This is a genomic window from Enterococcus sp. DIV0755f (genome assembly GCF_051713725.1).
GTDB classification, from domain to species: domain Bacteria; phylum Bacillota; class Bacilli; order Lactobacillales; family Enterococcaceae; genus Enterococcus_D; species Enterococcus_D casseliflavus.
This window is the reverse complement of the sequence record NZ_JBIOQL010000001.1, coordinates 2,479,885-2,497,671: the sequence shown is the minus strand read 5'-3', so window position 1 is coordinate 2,497,671 and position 17,787 is coordinate 2,479,885. Positions and strand designations below refer to the sequence as shown.

Here is a 17,787-nt window from a genome sequence, read left to right as displayed (position 1 = left end):
TATTGCAACCACTAAATAAATGCTATAATAAAGGACGATTTCATAGGAAAGCTGAGGGTGCTAAATGATTGGAATCAGTGCGTGTCTAGGCGGTGCCCTTTGCCGCTACGATGGAAAACATCAAGCAGTACCACAATTGATCGAACTTGTTCGTGCGGGTCAAGCAATGATGGTCTGTCCAGAAGTTCTTGGCGGCTTGCCGATTCCACGCGAACCGGCCGAAATCGTCGGTGGCGATGGGGTGGATGTTTGGGCGCAACGAGCGAAGGTCGTCACCATTTCAGGAGAAGACGTGACGGAACAATTTACTAAAGGCGCGAAAATTGCTTATCAAAAATTACAAGAGCAAGGCATCACCCAACTGATCTTAAAAGAGAAAAGTCCCTCTTGTGGCAGTCAGACGATTTATGATGGCAATTTTTCTGGAATCAAAAAAACAGGGGTCGGTGTCGCTTGTGCCTATTTTCGACAACAAGGCATGACTGTTTTGTCTGATGTCGAATGGCTTGCAAAACAGGAGGAAGCAAATGGAAATTGAAAAGACCAATCGCATGAATGCGTTGTTTGAGTTTTATTCCACGTTATTGACGGAAAAACAGATGAATTACATGGAATTGTATTACGCAGATGATTTTTCTCTAGGAGAAATCGCTGAAGAGTATCAAGTTAGCCGTCAAGCAGTCTATGACAACATCAAACGCACCGAACGTATTTTAGAAGACTATGAAAAAAAACTACATATGTTTTCGGATTATATCATGCGGGAAGACTTGCTGGATCAGCTAAGCGAGTATACGAAAACCCACTATCCAAAAGACGAAACCTTACAGGGGTTTATTCAACAGCTCCAAGAAATTGAAGAATAAAGGAATGAAAAAAAATGGCATTTGAAAGTTTAACTGAACGCCTCCAGCAGGCAATGAGCAAACTGCGCAGAAAAGGAAAAGTATCTGAAGCAGATGTAAAAGAAATGATGCGTGAGATTCGTCTAGCTTTATTAGAAGCCGACGTCAATCTGCAAGTTGTAAAAGAGTTTACCAAAAATGTCCGTGAACGGGCAGTGGGGGTAGAAGTATTAGAAAGCCTATCTCCAGCGCAACAAATCGTTAAAATCGTTGATGAAGAATTAACCAAAACATTAGGATCAGAAACAGTTGGGATCGAAAAATCACCGAAGATCCCAACGATCATCATGATGGCTGGTTTGCAAGGGGCAGGGAAAACCACCTTTGCTGGGAAATTAGCCAACCATTTGATCAAAACCGAAAACGCACGTCCATTAATGATCGCTGGTGACGTGTACCGACCAGCTGCGATCGACCAGTTGAAAGTATTAGGGCAGCAATTGGATGTACCTGTTTTTGATATGGGAACTGATGTCAGCCCAGTTGAAATCGTCCGCCAAGGATTGGCTTTGGCTCGGGAAAAGAAAAATGACTACGTTTTGATCGATACGGCGGGTCGTTTGCATATCGACGAAAACTTGATGGAAGAGCTAAAACAAATCAAGGACTTGGCACAGCCAAATGAAATTTTACTGGTAGTAGATGCGATGACAGGACAAGATGCTGTCAACGTGGCGGAAAGCTTCAATCAACAACTGGGGATCACAGGGGTAGTCATCACCAAGCTAGATGGCGATACTCGTGGCGGGGCGGCATTGTCGATTCGTCAAGTTACGGGCGCTCCAATCAAGTTCACTGGTACCGGTGAAAAATTGACCGACCTTGAAGTATTCCATCCAGATCGGATGTCTAGTCGGATTCTCGGTATGGGTGATATGCTGACTTTGATCGAAAAAGCACAGCAAGATTACGACGAGAAAAAAGCAGAAGAACTTGCTCAAAAAATGAAGGAAAACTCCTTCGACTTCAATGACTTTGTCGAACAGATCGATCAAGTTATGGGCATGGGCCCAATTGAAGATCTCTTAAAAATGATTCCGGGAATGAGTCAAATGCCTGGTATCGAAAATGTCAAAGTTGATCCGAAACAAATTGCTCGACAAAAAGCCATGGTTTATTCTATGACACCAGCTGAACGGGAAAATCCTGATTTGTTAAATCCAAGCCGTCGCCGCCGTATTGCTGCTGGTTCTGGAAACAGTGTCGTCGAAGTCAACCGTATGATCAAACAATTCAAAGAATCTCGCAAAATGATGCAGCAAATGAGTAAAGGGAATATGAACATTCCTGGCATGGATCAAATGTTTGGCGGTGGGGTCAAAGGGAAACTTGGAAAAATGGCCATGAATCGCATGGTCAAGAAACAAAAGAAGAAAAAGAAAAAACGCAAATAATCGTTTAACACTGATAGGAACTGAGAACTGAACCTTATCTTCGTGTAATTAAAAAACATGATCTGAAAAGGCACCAAATCGAGAAGCTGTACCTGCTGATTCTAGCAACTGCAGCTCCTCAGATTGCCTTCTTCAGGTCATGCTTTTTTATGCTCACAGCGTCCTCTTTAAATGAACTTCTTCAAAGAACATCAAATAGAACATCTAAAGAACATCCTTTTTTATAGAGAAAGCCAGCTTTCTACCGAATATCTCAAATCGTCCAAGAGTCAAAAATAGCGATCAACTATCGTTGCGGACAACTCTAAGAATAGGATAGAAGCAGAACATTCGTGCTTTCTGTTAAATGGTGCTACTATTAATTTATAGCAAGTATGAAAGGAGTTTTTTACGTTGACAAACAAAGATCGCATTGAAGGAAAAGTAACCGAAACAAAAGGGAAACTTACAGGAGATGACTCCGAAGAATTAAAAGGCAAAACCCAAAATAAATATGGGAAAGCCAAAGATAAGGTTGAAGATTTTGCGGATGATGTTTCTCGTAAAGTAAATGACTTCTTTGACAAAAAAGACGACGACAAACCTAGACATTAAACTTAAAAGCATCCCTGCAACATGTTCTTGTTGCAGGGATGCTTTTTTATATTCCACTGATTTGTTTGTTTTTTCGTTTGTACCACCAATTCATCAGCGCTTTAGGATAGACAAGCAGCAAACTGATGAATAAGCAGGCAACCAGTAATAAACCGAGCCGAAGGGCGATGTTCCAAAGACTGACATCATACCCCTCATAAAGATTACGGTAAAAAATTTCTAGTGGGTAATAAGAAATCATGGATAAATAGAACCAGGTTCCCAAAGAAAGCAGCCAATAAACTGGTGCGCGCAATTTAGGGATCGTTATATAATCACCGTCATTTTCTAAAGAGATTTTCGAGAACACTTTTTCGGCAGCAAGAATCAGTAAGCCGCTCAAGCCGAGGTAAAGGAGCAGCAGCCACCAAGGGTAGACATATCCTTGCGGCCAATCGATCCAGGTTTGAAAAGGAATCAGAAAATCCCCATGACCAAGAAACACAAAACTAAAAAACTCGCGGGTACATTGGAAAAAGCTATACCCCATTGATCCTAGCGAAATAGTGAAGAAGACCGAGAGCACGCCAGTAAATAGATTCCCCAGCAAAACGCCTAACAAGAGACCTGCAGCAAATACTAGCAGATTCGTTGCCAAGGTACTAAGGGCAGAAAGCAGCACGTCTTGAAGCGGCACAGCGAGATAGCGAGCTGGGATCATCGTGTATTCGATCAGGATATGACCTAACAGACCCAACACTAAACAAGCGGTCAAGGGTAAGCCGATAAAAAGCAGTTTCTTGTGAAAGACGTGCTTTCTGCTAAAGGGTAAGGCAAATAAAAAGCGATTGAAATTGGTGCGGCCATCGACAAAAAAGGATAAGAAGCCCCAAATAAACAGGAAGACAATCACAAATTGATTCATGGTGGTCATATAAGGGCGATTGTAATAAATCTCATCAGGGGACTCATTGCTGATCGTCAATACCGCATCGCGGTATTCTGTTGCCGAATCAAAGTAAACCGGGGTTTCACCCTTGTAGCTTTTGACATAGTACTCTCGATTTTCGTTGAAATCTTTGATAAATTCTTCAGATGTCAAATAGCGTTCTTGCTGATGCCAGGCTTTTTGTGATTGCCAGCCATCACCAAGATACATTAAGAGTAAGACAAAACAAAAGCCGATCAGCAGCTTGCCGTAGCGTTCTTTAAATATATTGCTTAACATCGTTTTCCACCTCTATCCTTCCACTAATGCCTCTTGTCGTAAATTTGCTTCAAACAGATCTTCCAAGGTCAAGGGCAATTCTTCGAAAACCAAAGGGTCAAGCTGCTGGATCTCAGCCGCCAGCTCTTTTGTGTAATTGTCAAACAAAGCGGTCAAGACTCGACCTTGTTTTTGAATCAGCTTGGAGCGCTGCTTGATAAGGGGAGGAATCTGCTTGCTGCGAAAGACGAGTTGAAGTTTGCGAGATTGTTCGCGAATCGTTTCCAAACGGTAGTCTCCTTCAATCGTTTTCCCTTTGATCAACAAGGCACGATCAATAATATGCTCTAATTCATTTAGATTATGGGAAGCGATCAATGCGGTACGATTCGACTCGCTGAGGCTTTCCAGCAATAGTCCGATCACTTTTTTACGGACGATCACATCAAGCCCATCAAAAGGTTCGTCTAACAGTAAGAACGTCGCATTTGAGGCAATCGCAAGAATCATTTTATAAAGACCTTGCATACCTTTTGACATCCGCCGGTAAGAAAGCGTTAGCGGCAGACCGTGACTTTGCATCAATTCTAAATAAAGATTTTGATCAAAATTCGGATAAGCAAGCCGATAAAATTGATTGATTTTTTTTAACGAGTAGGCAGCCAGAAAGTTTTCTTTTTCATCGATATAAAAAAGCTGTTCTTTTAATTCCGGGTGCTGATCCAGGCGTTGGTTATCGATTGAAATCTCGCCATCATCCAGTAAATAATGTCCAGCGATCGTCCGAAACAGCGTGGTTTTCCCAGAACCATTGCGGCCGATCAATCCTACGAGTTCTCCTTTTTCCAAAGAGAAGTTCACGTTTTCTAAGATAATTGTTTGTTCCATTTTCTTGGTCACATGTTCGATCTTCACTGTGGATCGCCTCCTAACTCTTGTTCAAAGCCATTCATCCAATCGCTCAGCTCACGCATGCTGATCTGTAAATGGCGTGCTTCGATCACCAATTCTTTCAAACGTTCTTTCACTTGTAAGATCCGAATCTCATCGCGTGGCAGATCCTCAGTAACTTTCACAAAGGTGCCTTTTCCTTTGATGGTGACAAGCACTTGCTCATTTTCCAATACTTTGTAGGCTTTGCTGACGGTATTTGGATTCATCAACAGGTGCTTGGCCATTTCACGAACCGAAGGTACTTGGTCTCCAGCGGTTAGAACACCGTTCAGAATATCTTCTTTGATACTTAAAACCAATTGCTCATAGTAAGGTTTGCTGCTGGCTTTGTTAATGCGAACCACAAAATCAGCTCCTTTCATTTATGTGTACTAGTATACGTAGTACACTAGTGGAAGTAAAGTCTTTTATGATAAAATAAACAAAAAGGAGCTGATGAGGACAATGGAACGATGTGAGTGGGCCAACAGTACACCAGCGATGCAAGAGTATCATGATACAATCTGGGGGAAACCTGAGTATGAGGATCAGCAGTTATTTCGAAAACTGGTGTTAGATATGAATCAAGCAGGATTGAGCTGGCAAACGATTTTAAATAAAATGGCAAATTTTGATGCGGCATATGATCAGTTTGAAATCACCAAAGTAGCGAACTATACGGAAGAAAAAGTGGAAGAGCTGATGATGAATCCAGGAATCATTCGCAATCGACGAAAGATTGAAGCAGCGATCATCAATGCCCAAGAAGTTTTGAAGATTCAAGAAGAATACGGCAGTTTCTCTGCATTCTTGTGGCGATATGTCAATCATGAGCCGATCATCAATGAATTTCAGCAGCAATCCGATGTACCGACCCATTCGGAAATCTCCGATCAGCTAGCAAAAGACTTGAAAAAGCGAGGCTTTAAATTTGTCGGAACGACAACTATTTACGCCTTTATGGAAGCGGTTGGTATGGTCAACGATCACTTAGTCACTTGTGTTTGTCGAACATCAGCAGCAAACGTAGAATAAAGGAGCGAGGATAATGGGAAAAGTGATATTCTATGGTGCGATCAGCCTCGATGGCTATTTAGCAGGTCTGGAGGATCAACTGGATTGGCTATTTCAAACCGATACCGGTGTTGCAACAACCTATGAAGCATTTTTTGCAACCATCGATGCGACCGTGATGGGGAGAAAGACCTATCAAGAAGCAAAGAAACTGATGGATGATGGACTGCTATATCCTGAAAAGACCAACTATGTTTTTTCTCGTACCCGAAAAGAGCCGCTGCCGGATGCAACGCTAGTGTCAACGGATCCAGTTGCATTTGTTTCAGCATTAAAACAAGAGGAAAACGTATGGGTAGTAGGGGGAGGTTCCTTATTAAAACCATTGCTGGAAGCTGATTTGATCGATGAATGGTTTATTCAAATCGCGCCTGTGTTTTTAGGAGAAGGCAAGCGACTGTTTGAACCGGGGGATTATGCGAGACGCTTGACGTTTGTTGAAACAAAACAGATGGGGGAACTGACAGAACTTCATTATGTTCGAAAAGCTGAGCAAGCAGGCGAATAAAAAATACAAACTATTTTTCTACGCAAAAAGACCAAGAAACTCAGTGCCGAGTTTCTTGGTCTTTTTGCATGGAATCTTCATTAGTTGAATCGTTGAAAGAATTCAATATATTTTGCAAGGATCGTTTCGAAGAAGCTTACTGTATCTGGGTTGATTTCATTGTTTTCATCGATCAAGTTTGTGATACCGCCAATGTAGGCTTCTGGTTGTTGCAGAGTAGGCATATCCAAAAAGACTAATGATTGACGCAAATGATGGTTCGCACCAAATCCAGCGATCGCTCCTGGAGAAACGCTGACGACTAAGGCTGGTTTGCCACCCCAACTGCTCGCACCGTAAGGACGAGAACCAACATCTAAAGCGTTTTTCAAGGCTGCAGGAACAGAGCGGTTGTATTCTGGTGTAAAGAAGAAGACACCATCAACGGCGCTTAATGCTTCACGAAATGCTGTCCATTCAGCAGGAACTTTTCCTTCAACTTCCAAATCTTCATTGTAAAAAGGCAAGTTGCCGATCTCGATGAAAGATGCTTCAAAACCTTCTGGTAATAGTGATGCGAATTTTTTCGCTACGAGTTTATTGTAAGAACCTTCCCGCAAGCTGCCGACGATAAAACCGATTTTTTTTGTCATGTAAAATTCCTCCTTGTTGTTTTCTACTCATTTAGCTTACCAAAAGTAAGTGGATGGTGCAAATAAAACGATTTGACCTTAAAAAGGTTTCTCTAATATTCATGATACGCGTCCAGATTCATTCTGGCAAAAGATAACCATGCCGAAAAAACAGGAAAGAAAAACTTTTTTCAGCTGTAAAGAAAAAACTCTTTACACCATCAGAAAAACCTGTTAAACTAGCTCTTGTGATTAAATCAATGGAGGTGTAAATAATGGCAGTAAAAATTCGTTTAAAACGCATGGGTTCTAAAAAGAAACCTTTTTACCGTATCGTCGTAGCAGATTCACGTTCTCCTCGTGACGGACGTTTCATCGAAACAGTTGGTACTTACAATCCTTTACTAGACCCAGCTGAAGTAACAATCAAAGAAGATCTAGTTCTTGATTGGTTATCTAAAGGTGCGCAACCTTCAGATACAGTTCGTAACATCCTTTCTAAAGAAGGCGTTATGAAAAAACACCACGAAGCAAAATTCACTAAGAAATAAGGTGACTTTGGATGAAAGATTTGCAAGAATTAGTCTTAACGATCGTTTCACCACTTGTTACCAAACCTGAGGATATCAAGCTTGAGCTGGTAGAGTCAGATGATTTCTTGGAATATAATCTTACTGTGGCACCAGAAGATATTGGTCGTATCATCGGTAAACAAGGTCGGGTTGCCAAAGCAATTCGAACGATCGTTTACAGTGTACGGACAAATGGACCGAAAAAAGTTCGTTTGAATATCATTGATGGTAAATAAGCAAGAGTGTAAAGCATTTCTCAAAGAGAAATGCTTTTTTTGTAAAATTCATGCTTAAGATGGAGGACAAAAAAGGATGGTTTTGAGATAATCAAAAATGAGGAGGTGCTTGTATGTCTCAACTAATCGCATGGATCGTCGTTCTTTTGATTCTCGTCTTTATTTATAAAATCGGTTCTTTTCTTTGGCGAACGCTAGGGATCTTGTTGTTGCTCTTTTTAATTTGGGTCTATCGTGAGGAGATCATGACGCAATTGAACCAATGGACACAAAACTTTCGTTGGGGCGACCTATCGACGATCGCCAATCAAGTTTGGCAATGGATCAAGGACGGCTTCCAATCACTGCAAAATTGGGTCACTAATCTTTAAAAAATCGACAAAAAAATGACAGACAATCTGACTTGTTTGTCATTTTTTTTGTTGAGGGGTATCCTTTGTATAAGGAGGGGAACATCATGAAAAAAGAACTAGGATTATTTGTTACGCTGCTAACGATCGGAACCTTGGCTGGCTGTACTAATCAAAAAGACCAAGAAACCAGTCAAGCCAGTACAGCTGAAACAACAGCAACGACTATGGTGGAAAGTACCCAAACACAAAAAAGTAGTCAATCAGAAACCAGTCAATCAACTGCATCGACTAGTCAGGCGGTTTCTCAGGATTCTTCAAATACGAGTAGCACCACAGACATCTATAGCCAAATACAAGCGGTATTCCCTGATCTTGTCTTGCCAAAGGACGTTCCGCTTGCTTCGGGTAAAGTGTTGAATGCGGCCACAGCTGGCAGTCAATCCGATGCCTCGATTCTTTATTATGGACTTGATCAGCAATTGTCTCTCAATGACAAGGCTTTGAACGAGGAAAAACCGCTTGCTGCTTTTCAAACAAAAGAGTATCAATCAGCGGATGAAGCGGCAGCAGCGGTCAATGTAACAGCAGATGATGGCGGACAAGCCGTCGATCTCGGATATGGGATTACTGGGCATATGCAAGGAGCTGCTGGCTCCAGTTATTTGAGCTGGCAAGAAGGAAATTGGTCATTGACTGTTCGAGCAGTCAACCAAGAGGAACAAGATCCAGTTCCGGTTGCCAAAGAAGTGGTAGCGTATCTAGAAGAAGCCATGCTTCCAGCACCTGAGGTCGGTCAAATCACTATCGATATGGGAAAAAATGACCATACAGCAACTACCGTGGTCTGGCAACAAGAAAAGATGCTTCGAACGGTGCAACATCAAGATGCACGTTCAGCATTGGAAATGGCCGTTTCAATGAATCAATAAGTTTCAGATTAGGACATTGCCCCTTTGATCGAGCGTCGAAGGGGTGTTTTTCGCGCGATGATTTTGAGGAAAACAGGGGGCGCTAGGAAACGGCTAGAATTCGCTACTTTGCTATGCTAAAATAGAACAGAAGTTAGAAGAAATGGGGAACGAACGTGACAGAATATTTAAACGTAGGGAAAATCGTCAATACACATGGGATCCGTGGAGAAGTACGAGTGATATCACAAACGGATTTTCCAGAAGAACGCTACCGTAAAGGGGCTGAATTGACACTTTTTCGTGAAAATAAAGAGCCATTACCATTGATTGTTTCAGGTCATCGCAAACATAAAAATTTTGATTTGTTAACGTTTGAGGGCTATCCCAACATCAACGACGTTGAACCGTTTCGTAACGGCATTTTAAAAGTTACCAAGGATGATTTGGTGGATCTAGCAGAAAATGAGTTTTACTACCATGAAATTATTGGTCTGGAAGTCGTCGAAGAAGATGGCACAGTCATTGGTAAAGTCAAAGAGATCCTTTCACCAGGCGCCAATGATGTTTGGGTGGTTCAGCGAAAAGGGAAGAAGGATGCCTTGATTCCTTATATCGAATCTGTTGTTCATACCATCGATCTTGAAAATGGTCAGGTCATCGTTGAGATCCCAGAAGGGTTGTTAGACGATGAGAATTGATGTGCTGACACTATTTCCACGAATGTTTGAAGGGCCTCTTGGAGAATCGATCATCGGTAAAGCACGGGAAAAGGGATTATTAGAAATCAATGTCTCTAATTTCCGTGATTATTCTGACAACAAGCATCAAACAGTGGATGACTATCCTTATGGTGGCGGAGCAGGAATGTTATTAAAAGTCCAACCTGTCTATGACAATATCAAAGCGATCGAAGAAGCGACACCAGAAACGAAAAAGCGGGTGATCCTATTAGACCCAGCGGGAAAACCTTTTGATCAAAAGATGGCGGAAGAATTCTCTACCGAAGAGCACCTTGTTTTTATTTGCGGTCACTATGAAGGCTATGATGAACGAATCCGTTCATTGGTCACTGATGAAGTGTCACTGGGCGATTACGTCTTGACTGGCGGCGAATTGGGGGCAATGGTCATGATCGATGCGACGGTCAGGCTATTACCAGAAGTTTTGGGCAATCAAACCTCCGCACAAACTGATTCTCATTCCACTGGTTTATTAGAGCATCCGCAATATACACGTCCGGCAGAGTTCAAAGGCATGAAAGTGCCGGAAGTTTTGATGAATGGCAATCATAAACTGATCGAGCAGTGGCAATTAAAAGAATCCTTGCGCCGAACGTATCAGCGACGTCCAGATATGCTGGAAACTTATCCGCTGACCGCTGAAATGCAGAAGCTTTTAAAAGAAATTGAAGACGAAGCGAAGACTGGCAAGTAAAATAGTGCCAGTTTTTTTGATATTCTGTGCCATGACAAGAAAATTCTCTTTACAGCCTATGGTCGACTGTGGTAAGATATTTCAGTGAGTGTAAACTCAACTATTACGATGTTCCGCTGGAGCTTTCATGCTTTAAGAATGTTTGGGAATAAGGAGAATGATAAACATGAATCCATTGATTCAAGAACTAACTCAAGAACAATTACGTACTGACATCCCAGCTTTCCGTCCTGGGGACACTGTTCGCGTTCACGCGAAAGTTGTCGAAGGAACTCGCGAACGTATTCAGTTATTTGAAGGTGTTGTCATCAAACGCCGCGGTGCTGGTATCAGCGAAACTTATACAGTTCGTAAAGTATCAAACGGTGTAGGTGTTGAACGTACCTTCCCATTGCACACACCACGTGTTGCACAAATCGAAGTTGTTCGTTACGGTAAAGTACGTCGTGCAAAATTGTACTACTTGCGTGCATTACACGGAAAAGCAGCTCGTATCAAAGAAATTCGTCGTTAATCATTTATTATCAGATGAAGCAAAAGCCCTTGATTTCAAGGGCTTTTTTCTTTTGTTTGGCGTTATGTTCTATCATTTTAAAGTTCTAGAATTGATTAATTGTGGAAAAAGGGGAGGCGGTTACAGTGTTTTCTTTCTTCATGGATAAAAAGACAAAGTACTGGTTATAGTACTTTGTCTATCGAGAGGCTGTCCATTGTTAAGACGAGCTTTTTTTAATTAGCTTTGTCTATTCATCCCTTGAAACAACAACCATAGATTTGATCGTTTTTCGTTCCTGCATATCGGCATAGGCTTGGTTGATATCATCTAAATCATAGGTTTGGGTGAAAACGCGGCCTGGATTGATAGTACCATCAAGCACCGCTTTTAACAGGATTTCCTTATCATATGTTGTGACCGATGCAGATCCTCCCGCAATGGAAATGTTTTGAGCAAAAGTGGAACCGATTGGTCGATTGTCATAGTGAGGGACGCCGACATAACCTACACGACCACCATTATGCAATACACCAAGGGCTTGTGTAATGGCAGCTTCTGTACCAACACATTCAAGAGCAGCATCCGCGCCTCCGCCAAGGATCTCGCGTACCTTCGCGATTCCCTCTTCACCACGCTCAGCCACAACAGCTGTAGCACCTGATTGAAGAGCCATTTCTTGTCGATCTTTATGACGGCTCATTAAAATAATTTGGGAAGCCCCACGCATTTTTGCCGCGATGACAGCACATTGTCCTACGGCACCATCGCCAATCACGACGACTTTATCCCCTTTTTCTACATGTGCACAACGTGCCGCATGATATCCTGTGGGCATAACATCTGCCAAAGCTAAAAGAGACTTGATCATACCTTCCGTATAATCAGCTGGCTGACCTGGAACTTTTACAAGGGCCCAGTTGCCGTAATGGAAGTTGATATACTCAGATTGGAAACCGTTAGACCAATTCGTTGTACCTTGATGACGGTCGCATGTGCCATCAAAGCCGGCACGGCAAGCATCACATTCACCACAACCATGGGTGAAGGGGACGATGACAAAATCTCCAGGTTTCACAGTCGTAATGTCTGGACCGATTTCTTCAACGATGCCTAATGCCTCATGACCATCATTAACTGAATGAGGTTCTTTACTATCGCCATGAGCATACGACCAAAGATCAGAACCGCAAACACATGCTCGGACAACTTTAATAATAACATCATCGGCTGCTTGTAAAGTTGGCTTTTTTACTTCCTCCACTTTAACTAATCCTGCTTTTTCAAAAATTGCTGCTCTCATATAAATCCTTCTTTCTTAAGTTAGTATTGTTAGTATAAATGTTAAAGTTAACTTTAGGTCAAGAAAAAGGCACATCAAGAAATGACGTTCTCTAAAAAATTCCATTCAGGTTTTCCTTCAAGAGCAAACGTAGTGCTAACAAAAATAATTATTTCTATTCGTTAGCCGTTTCTTACGATGTTTCAAGTGGAGCATGCGCAAATGACGCCTGGAGACGGTTTGTCATTCAAACCGCCTGCCGTTTCTGAAACTTCTATCCAACTTCCCTCAATGCTTCATTTGGCGCAACAAAAATTACATGTACGTCAGAGTAACTTTTTTCATAAATGATTTTAGCTTATCTAGCAGAGGATACCATGAAATGATCGTCTAAAGTTTTGCGAAGGCAGAACACTTTCTTCAGATTCAAGTTTATTTCCCTCTCAACAACTGTTACTGATCAGCATTTTTTTATAAAAAAGGCAAAGAGGCAATAAACGGAGATTTTAATTAAACGTTCACTACACATTTAGGCTATAGAAGTTCATTTTGAGTGATTAGGTAGTTGCTGATTGATTACTATGTTTTTCCGTATTATGTGCCGATCGTAGTTGGGGAGCCTTTTGGGCTTTTTGATTTTGACACAGTAAGGCCAGGAAGCAGGTTATGGGATGTTTCTTATGCTGCGTACCGCTGGGTACCCTTGTATTTTGATGGGAACAGTCGTCTGAGTGAAACGCAATGCCATCGATTGAAACTTTTTGTGGATACTTATCGGCTGTCCAATAATGACAGAGTACAGATTGTCGATTGTTTGATCGACCGCCTTTGTGCACTAGTTGCTTTTATGAGTAGAAAAGGAGAAGAAGGGAATGGAAATTTTCAGAAAAACATTGACGAGGGACATCTTGCTAAATACCAATAGGACATTCAGCGCCTGAAAGAAAATAAATCGCAAGTCATCGAAGGGATAAAAATAGAAGGATAGAAGAACAGTGAGTACAAATCATCCAACAGTCTTCTATCAGATCGTCTTGATGTTTTTTATTGAAACGATTGTTATTTATAAAGATGAATTATCTCTATCTTTTTAATTTTTAATTTTATGTAATCTGGAAATAAAGAAAAAATTTTGAATGATTTCATTATTGTTTTCTAATAAATGATTACAGAAAAAAAGCAATAAATTCCCCTTTTTTTGATGATTTCTATGGTAATCTTCTCGATAGAGAACTTTCTTTTATCTAGCTATTACTGACCTCTATGCGTTAGTTAACTACTTCACAAATAAAAGGAAGTTCTTTATTTAATCGAATTGAAAGAGGTGTCTTTGTGAAAGCAGCTGTAGTATCAAAAGATAAGGTTGTAAAAATCGAGGAAAAAGAATTAAGAGCGCTTCGTCCGAATGAAGCATTATTGAAAATGGAGTGTTGCGGTGTCTGCCATACTGACTTGCATGTAAAAGATGGCGACTTTGGAGATGCATCTGGGATCGTACTCGGACACGAGGGAATCGGTAAAGTGGTTGCAATCGGTGATGATGTTACTTCTCTAGCAATCGGTGACCGTGCAAGTGTCGCTTGGTTGTATGAAAGCTGTGGATCATGCGAATACTGTGTGAACGGGAATGAATCATTATGCCGTTCGGTTAGAAATGCCGGCTATTCTGTAGATGGTGGTATGGCTGAAGAATGTATCGTTGTAGCTGACTATGCAGTGAAAGTTCCAGAGGACTTAGGTTCTGCTGAAGCCAGCAGCATTACTTGTGCAGGTGTAACCACATATAAAGCGGTAAAAGTTTCTGACATTAAACCAGGTCAATGGATCGCCATCTATGGTTTAGGGGGACTAGGAAACCTAGCCTTACAATATGCTAAAAATGTCTTTAATGCAAAAGTGATTGGAATCGATATCAACGACAAACAGTTGGACTTCGCAAAAGATCACGGCGCTGATCTTGTAATCAATCCTGCGAAAGAAGATGCGGCAAAAATCATTCAAGAAGCAACCGGCGGCGCACATGCAGCCGTAGTAACAGCTGTTTCAAAAGCAGCCTTCAATTCTGCTGTTGATGCTGTTCGTGCGGGCGGTACGATTGTAGCGGTCGGTCTCCCACCAGAAAGCATGGACTTGAACATTCCTCGACTTGTATTGGATGGGATTAAGATTGTCGGTTCCCTTGTTGGAACACGAACTGATTTAGCAGAAGCTTTCCAATTTGCAGCGGAAGGGAAAGTCGTTCCTAAAGTAGTCATGCGTCAGTTAGAAGAGATCAACGATATTTTTGATGAAATGCTTTCAGGAAAAATCAAAGGACGGATGGTCATTGATTTTCAAGAAAAATAAACGAAAATAGAGAAACCGACTATGAATTTTTAGCGAAGGAGAAAATTTCGTGTGTAATTTATTGATCATTGACAGCGAAGAGCGAAGAGCAGTTAGCGAGATGGTTCGTTTGATTGATCGTCATTTCCCAAATGTCATCTTGCTTCCAATGGTTGATTCGAAAAAAGCACTTCAGCGTACCTGTCTTGAGCAGATGGTTGAGATTGCAGTGATCAATGCGGATGGCGAAGAGGACTGTTTTGAATTATACAAAGAGTTGCTTTCTTTTTATCCGAATGCAAAAGCAATTTTGTATTCTGCAGTAGAAAGTTTTGCTATCGCTCAAAAAGCGTTGCGTTACGACTTGATCGATTATTTGGTCGAACCGATCACCAATGATTTTGTTTATGCATTGGACCGAGGGATTCAATCCATCAATCAGATTTCCTTGCTGCACGTCGAGAAAAACAATGAAGCTTCTCCTTCGCTTTCTTTAAGACATAAGATATTGCGCTATATTCATGAAAATTATAGAGAACATATTACGTTAGACACTTTAGCAGATCACCTGCATTTAAGTCGGTATCACACCAGCCGTTTGATCAAGAATACATTAGGAATGACCTTTTCATTGTACTTGATGATTTATCGTATTGAAGTTGCCAAAAAAGAACTCTCAACAAGTGATCGATCAATCAGTGAAATTTCTGTTAGAGTAGGATTCAATGATCCAAATTATTTTAGTAAGAAATTTAAAAAAGCAACTTCTTATACGCCCAAAGAGTATCGAAAAATTTATCGTGGGAAAGTAACCGTGATCGACTCAAGACTTGAGCTTTGAGTATTAAATAAAGTAGTTTGGGCTGATTGTATTAGCGAAAACATGATTCTTTGCTAATGCTTATCAAGTTACTTTTTCATAGATGAGAAAAGCTAAAAGGCCTATGTGTGCAAGGCCTTTTTTTACTTGAAAAAAATTTTGGATCAAGTTATTCAGACTAGCAGCAGAGGACAAAGACTGATGTTTTTGTGAATGAACCGATAGGTGCTATAATGAGAACGGATTCAGCAGTGCAGCTTACCAAAGAAAGGAAGCAAGAAAATGGCGAACAAAATGGTGTTTATTAACTTGCCTGTCACTGATATCAAACGTGCAACATCCTTTTATGAAGCGCTGGGGTTTGTAAAAAATGAAGAGTTCTCAAACGAGACCAGCAGTGGAATGGTTTGGAGTGAATCGATTTGGTTAATGCTGTTAGAACATGCGTTTTACCAACAATTTCTAAATGGTAGAAGTATTGCAGATACAAAGAAGACGAGTGGCGCATTGATCGCGTTTAGTTTTGACACACCAGAAGAAGCAAAGAATTTTGCGAAAATTGCTGAAGAAAATGGTGGACAGTCGTTCCAAGTTGACATGGGGATTCCAGAGGACATAATGGTCGGCTATGAAATCGTTGATCCTGACGGCAATCAGATTGAGTCTGCTTGGATGAAGGGCTATTAGCAAAGTGCTCTTTTAAATAAAAAGGAAAAAATGGTTCAGTATGCAGTTTCCTCAAGAAGTTAGGCTTTTGTGCTAACTTTTTGAGGGCTGCTTTTTCTTGACGGGATTCTCGAGTTTTGTAAGATTGGTCAGTACCCTTTGTCTAAATCTGAAAAAAGAGGTATGATACAAGAAAAAGGAGTGGAGACGAAGTGAAATATTCAACGAAATACAGCGACGCCATTCACATCCTCGCTTACATCCACCTCTTTAAAGGAACTGATCTATCAAGTGATCGGATCGCCCAGAGTGTTGAAACGAATCCTGCTTATGTTCGCCGGATTATGAGTGATCTGCGTATTGCCGGATTGATCGAAAGCCAAAGAGGAAAACCAAACCCTAAACTAACGAAGGAACCAAATGAGATTTCTTTGTTGGACATCTATGCGAGTGTTGAAAAAGATCAGCATCTTTTACATGCGGACAAAAAGACCAATCCCAATTGCTTGATTGGGGGGAATATCCAAACGGTATTAGAGGAAACTTACGATGTGCTGCAAAAGAAAATTGAGCAGGAAATGAGCGCTATCTCGCTACAATCCATCATTGACGGCATTCAAGTAGAAGCCAATCATTAAAAGTGTCACATAAAAGGCTGTAAAAAAAGAACTTTCACCTGCTAGGCAAATTCTTGACAGGGAAGAAAGTTTCTTTTATACTCTAGTTGTAACTTAATTAGTAACAACTGATTTTGAAAAAAACAAAAGTAGGAAGGATGATCATTATGAAAATCGGTATTATTGGCGCAACAGGGAATGCAGGTTCAGCAATTTATCAAGAAGCAGTACAGAGAGGACACGAAGTGACTGCTATCGTGAGAAATGAAGCGAAGGCCAAAGAACAACTTGGTGAGACGGTCAAAACACTTACAAAGGATGCTTTTTCTCTCACAGAAGAAGAGCTCAGTGACTTTGATGTGCTTGTTGACGCGTTTGCGACAAGTCCTGACAAAGCTTACTTGCATGTGGATCTGGCAGCAAAATTAGTGCACCTGTTTCGAGAAAAAAACACTCGTTTGTTCTTCATCTTAGGAGCCGGCAGTTTATTCAATGAAGCGGGGGAACGTAATCTCTCTGAGTTGAAAAAAGCACCAGGAAGCGAAAGTTGGATTGCGATTCCAGAAAATCAGCTAGACGAATATCTCTTTTTAGAAACAGTCAAAAATGTCCCTTGGGTGGGGATTTCTCCTGGGAATGTCTTTCAAGAAGGACCAGCTAAACCAGCGATTTTAGGGAAAGATCACTTACTATTCAACGAACAAAAGGAATCGGTGACATCTAGCGGTACGTTAGCTAAGGCAATTATCGATGAGATCGAAACAGTACAACATGAAAACACTCGCTTTACTGTGATTGATGCCTAGTAAGTTTTCAAAGACGACTGAGAAGGAAATGCTATGAGTAGCGTTGACTATTGGTACGAGTGGATGG

General features: G+C 41.2%; 23 protein-coding genes. 18 read left to right on the top strand and 5 right to left on the bottom strand.

Going from position 1 to position 17,787, the window contains the following annotated elements:
* The first annotated feature begins 64 nt into the window (after positions 1-64).
* The 4 genes from IGI73_RS11495 (at position 65) to IGI73_RS11480 (ending at position 2,893) form a co-directional block, all read left to right on the top strand.
* On the top strand, positions 65-538 hold the full coding sequence (locus IGI73_RS11495) for a DUF523 domain-containing protein (protein WP_016608717.1): 474 nt from the start codon (positions 65-67) through the stop codon (positions 536-538).
* On the top strand, positions 528-866 hold the full coding sequence (locus tag IGI73_RS11490; protein WP_005228897.1) for a putative DNA-binding protein: 339 nt from the start codon (positions 528-530) through the stop codon (positions 864-866). The genes IGI73_RS11495 and IGI73_RS11490 overlap by 11 nt, the downstream gene beginning before the upstream one ends.
* 14 nt (positions 867-880) lie before the next feature.
* Entirely contained in the window at positions 881-2,299 is a 1,419-nt protein-coding gene (gene ffh / locus IGI73_RS11485) for a signal recognition particle protein (protein ID WP_005228902.1), read from the top strand.
* A gap of 393 nt (positions 2,300-2,692) precedes the next feature.
* Positions 2,693-2,893: a CsbD family protein gene (locus tag IGI73_RS11480; RefSeq protein WP_005228904.1), complete on the top strand. Its 201-nt coding sequence runs from the start codon at positions 2,693-2,695 to the stop codon at positions 2,891-2,893.
* A gap of 46 nt (positions 2,894-2,939) precedes the next feature.
* Here the strand turns inward: IGI73_RS11480 and IGI73_RS11475 are convergent, their stop codons facing one another.
* The 3 genes from IGI73_RS11475 to IGI73_RS11465 are packed head-to-tail and all read right to left on the bottom strand — an operon-like array spanning position 2,940 to position 5,377.
* Positions 2,940-4,100, bottom strand: a complete 1,161-nt coding sequence (locus tag IGI73_RS11475; protein ID WP_167826978.1) for an ABC transporter permease — start codon at positions 4,098-4,100, stop codon at positions 2,940-2,942.
* A gap of 12 nt (positions 4,101-4,112) precedes the next feature.
* The gene (locus IGI73_RS11470; protein WP_142968708.1) at positions 4,113-4,994 is read right to left on the bottom strand and encodes an ATP-binding cassette domain-containing protein; all 882 of its coding nucleotides are present in this window, start codon (positions 4,992-4,994) and stop codon (positions 4,113-4,115) included.
* Complete coding sequence (locus IGI73_RS11465; protein ID WP_005228910.1) at positions 4,991-5,377, bottom strand: GntR family transcriptional regulator; 387 nt, start codon at positions 5,375-5,377, stop codon at positions 4,991-4,993. Before IGI73_RS11465 ends, IGI73_RS11470 begins: the two co-directional genes overlap by 4 nt.
* Before the next feature lie 100 nt (positions 5,378-5,477).
* Here IGI73_RS11465 and IGI73_RS11460 point away from each other — a divergent pair, with 100 nt between their 5' ends.
* Both IGI73_RS11460 and IGI73_RS11455 read left to right on the top strand, forming a co-directional pair.
* Entirely contained in the window at positions 5,478-6,047 is a 570-nt protein-coding gene (locus IGI73_RS11460) for a DNA-3-methyladenine glycosylase I (protein ID WP_428206561.1), read from the top strand.
* A gap of 13 nt (positions 6,048-6,060) precedes the next feature.
* Positions 6,061-6,594 carry a dihydrofolate reductase family protein gene (locus IGI73_RS11455; RefSeq protein ID WP_428206560.1) on the top strand — a complete coding sequence of 178 codons (534 nt, stop codon included), beginning with the start codon at positions 6,061-6,063 and terminating at the stop codon, positions 6,592-6,594.
* An 80-nt stretch (positions 6,595-6,674) separates the two neighbouring features.
* Here IGI73_RS11455 and IGI73_RS11450 read toward each other — a convergent pair whose 3' ends face one another.
* Positions 6,675-7,226, bottom strand: a complete 552-nt coding sequence (locus tag IGI73_RS11450; RefSeq protein ID WP_005228916.1) for an NADPH-dependent FMN reductase — start codon at positions 7,224-7,226, stop codon at positions 6,675-6,677.
* 254 nt (positions 7,227-7,480) lie between these two features.
* Here IGI73_RS11450 and rpsP point away from each other — a divergent pair, with 254 nt between their 5' ends.
* The 7 genes from rpsP to rplS all read left to right on the top strand — a co-directional run bounded on the left by rpsP (position 7,481) and on the right by rplS (position 11,225).
* The gene (rpsP, locus tag IGI73_RS11445) at positions 7,481-7,756 is read left to right on the top strand and encodes a 30S ribosomal protein S16 (protein ID WP_005228917.1); all 276 of its coding nucleotides are present in this window, start codon (positions 7,481-7,483) and stop codon (positions 7,754-7,756) included.
* 11 nt (positions 7,757-7,767) lie between these two features.
* Positions 7,768-8,013, top strand: a complete 246-nt coding sequence (locus IGI73_RS11440) for a KH domain-containing protein (RefSeq protein ID WP_005228918.1) — start codon at positions 7,768-7,770, stop codon at positions 8,011-8,013.
* A 113-nt stretch (positions 8,014-8,126) separates the two neighbouring features.
* Entirely contained in the window at positions 8,127-8,384 is a 258-nt protein-coding gene (locus IGI73_RS11435) for a hypothetical protein (protein ID WP_005228919.1), read from the top strand.
* An 86-nt stretch (positions 8,385-8,470) separates the two neighbouring features.
* Entirely contained in the window at positions 8,471-9,295 is an 825-nt protein-coding gene (locus IGI73_RS11430; protein ID WP_428206559.1) for a hypothetical protein, read from the top strand.
* Between the two features lie 155 nt (positions 9,296-9,450).
* On the top strand, positions 9,451-9,975 hold the full coding sequence (rimM, locus tag IGI73_RS11425) for a ribosome maturation factor RimM (protein WP_010749728.1): 525 nt from the start codon (positions 9,451-9,453) through the stop codon (positions 9,973-9,975).
* The gene (gene trmD, locus IGI73_RS11420; RefSeq protein WP_115232613.1) at positions 9,965-10,711 is read left to right on the top strand and encodes a tRNA (guanosine(37)-N1)-methyltransferase TrmD; all 747 of its coding nucleotides are present in this window, start codon (positions 9,965-9,967) and stop codon (positions 10,709-10,711) included. Before rimM ends, trmD begins: the two co-directional genes overlap by 11 nt.
* 166 nt (positions 10,712-10,877) lie before the next feature.
* Entirely contained in the window at positions 10,878-11,225 is a 348-nt protein-coding gene (rplS, locus tag IGI73_RS11415; RefSeq protein WP_002357176.1) for a 50S ribosomal protein L19, read from the top strand.
* A gap of 229 nt (positions 11,226-11,454) precedes the next feature.
* On the opposite strand, the gene IGI73_RS11410 is transcribed toward rplS, so the two are convergent.
* A complete protein-coding gene (locus IGI73_RS11410; protein WP_438759224.1) occupies positions 11,455-12,507 on the bottom strand; it encodes a zinc-binding dehydrogenase in 1,053 nt (350 codons plus the stop codon).
* 1,311 nt (positions 12,508-13,818) lie between these two features.
* Between IGI73_RS11410 and adhP the strand changes: the two genes are divergently transcribed.
* The 5 genes from adhP (at position 13,819) to IGI73_RS11385 (ending at position 17,720) form a co-directional block, all read left to right on the top strand.
* Entirely contained in the window at positions 13,819-14,832 is a 1,014-nt protein-coding gene (adhP, locus tag IGI73_RS11405) for an alcohol dehydrogenase AdhP (RefSeq protein WP_005229064.1), read from the top strand.
* Between the two features lie 100 nt (positions 14,833-14,932).
* The gene (locus tag IGI73_RS11400) at positions 14,933-15,652 is read left to right on the top strand and encodes a response regulator transcription factor (RefSeq protein WP_171805173.1); all 720 of its coding nucleotides are present in this window, start codon (positions 14,933-14,935) and stop codon (positions 15,650-15,652) included.
* A gap of 261 nt (positions 15,653-15,913) precedes the next feature.
* The gene (locus tag IGI73_RS11395; protein WP_375817924.1) at positions 15,914-16,318 is read left to right on the top strand and encodes a VOC family protein; all 405 of its coding nucleotides are present in this window, start codon (positions 15,914-15,916) and stop codon (positions 16,316-16,318) included.
* Between the two features lie 191 nt (positions 16,319-16,509).
* On the top strand, positions 16,510-16,935 hold the full coding sequence (locus IGI73_RS11390; protein WP_010749722.1) for an Rrf2 family transcriptional regulator: 426 nt from the start codon (positions 16,510-16,512) through the stop codon (positions 16,933-16,935).
* 137 nt (positions 16,936-17,072) lie between these two features.
* The gene (locus tag IGI73_RS11385) at positions 17,073-17,720 is read left to right on the top strand and encodes an NAD(P)H-binding protein (RefSeq protein WP_016608699.1); all 648 of its coding nucleotides are present in this window, start codon (positions 17,073-17,075) and stop codon (positions 17,718-17,720) included.
* Positions 17,721-17,787: the final 67 nt, after the last annotated feature.

Bases quoted from the DNA above. Each gene is read 5' to 3' on its own strand.
- IGI73_RS11455 (WP_428206560.1), top strand. From the start codon at position 6,061: ATGGGAAAAGTGATATTCTATGGTGCGATCAGCCTCGATGGCTATTTA.
- IGI73_RS11490 (WP_005228897.1), top strand. From the start codon at position 528: ATGGAAATTGAAAAGACCAATCGCATGAATGCGTTGTTTGAGTTTTAT.
- IGI73_RS11430 (WP_428206559.1), top strand. From the start codon at position 8,471: ATGAAAAAAGAACTAGGATTATTTGTTACGCTGCTAACGATCGGAACC.
- IGI73_RS11395 (WP_375817924.1), top strand. From the start codon at position 15,914: ATGGCGAACAAAATGGTGTTTATTAACTTGCCTGTCACTGATATCAAA.
- IGI73_RS11435 (WP_005228919.1), top strand. From the start codon at position 8,127: ATGTCTCAACTAATCGCATGGATCGTCGTTCTTTTGATTCTCGTCTTT.
- ffh (WP_005228902.1), top strand. From the start codon at position 881: ATGGCATTTGAAAGTTTAACTGAACGCCTCCAGCAGGCAATGAGCAAA.
- IGI73_RS11385 (WP_016608699.1), top strand. From the start codon at position 17,073: ATGATCATTATGAAAATCGGTATTATTGGCGCAACAGGGAATGCAGGT.
- rplS (WP_002357176.1), top strand. From the start codon at position 10,878: ATGAATCCATTGATTCAAGAACTAACTCAAGAACAATTACGTACTGAC.
- trmD (WP_115232613.1), top strand. From the start codon at position 9,965: ATGAGAATTGATGTGCTGACACTATTTCCACGAATGTTTGAAGGGCCT.
- IGI73_RS11410 (WP_438759224.1), bottom strand. From the start codon at position 12,507: ATGAGAGCAGCAATTTTTGAAAAAGCAGGATTAGTTAAAGTGGAGGAA.
- rpsP (WP_005228917.1), top strand. From the start codon at position 7,481: ATGGCAGTAAAAATTCGTTTAAAACGCATGGGTTCTAAAAAGAAACCT.
- IGI73_RS11495 (WP_016608717.1), top strand. From the start codon at position 65: ATGATTGGAATCAGTGCGTGTCTAGGCGGTGCCCTTTGCCGCTACGAT.
- IGI73_RS11440 (WP_005228918.1), top strand. From the start codon at position 7,768: ATGAAAGATTTGCAAGAATTAGTCTTAACGATCGTTTCACCACTTGTT.
- IGI73_RS11460 (WP_428206561.1), top strand. From the start codon at position 5,478: ATGGAACGATGTGAGTGGGCCAACAGTACACCAGCGATGCAAGAGTAT.
- IGI73_RS11475 (WP_167826978.1), bottom strand. From the start codon at position 4,100: ATGTTAAGCAATATATTTAAAGAACGCTACGGCAAGCTGCTGATCGGC.
- IGI73_RS11450 (WP_005228916.1), bottom strand. From the start codon at position 7,226: ATGACAAAAAAAATCGGTTTTATCGTCGGCAGCTTGCGGGAAGGTTCT.
- IGI73_RS11400 (WP_171805173.1), top strand. From the start codon at position 14,933: ATGGTTCGTTTGATTGATCGTCATTTCCCAAATGTCATCTTGCTTCCA.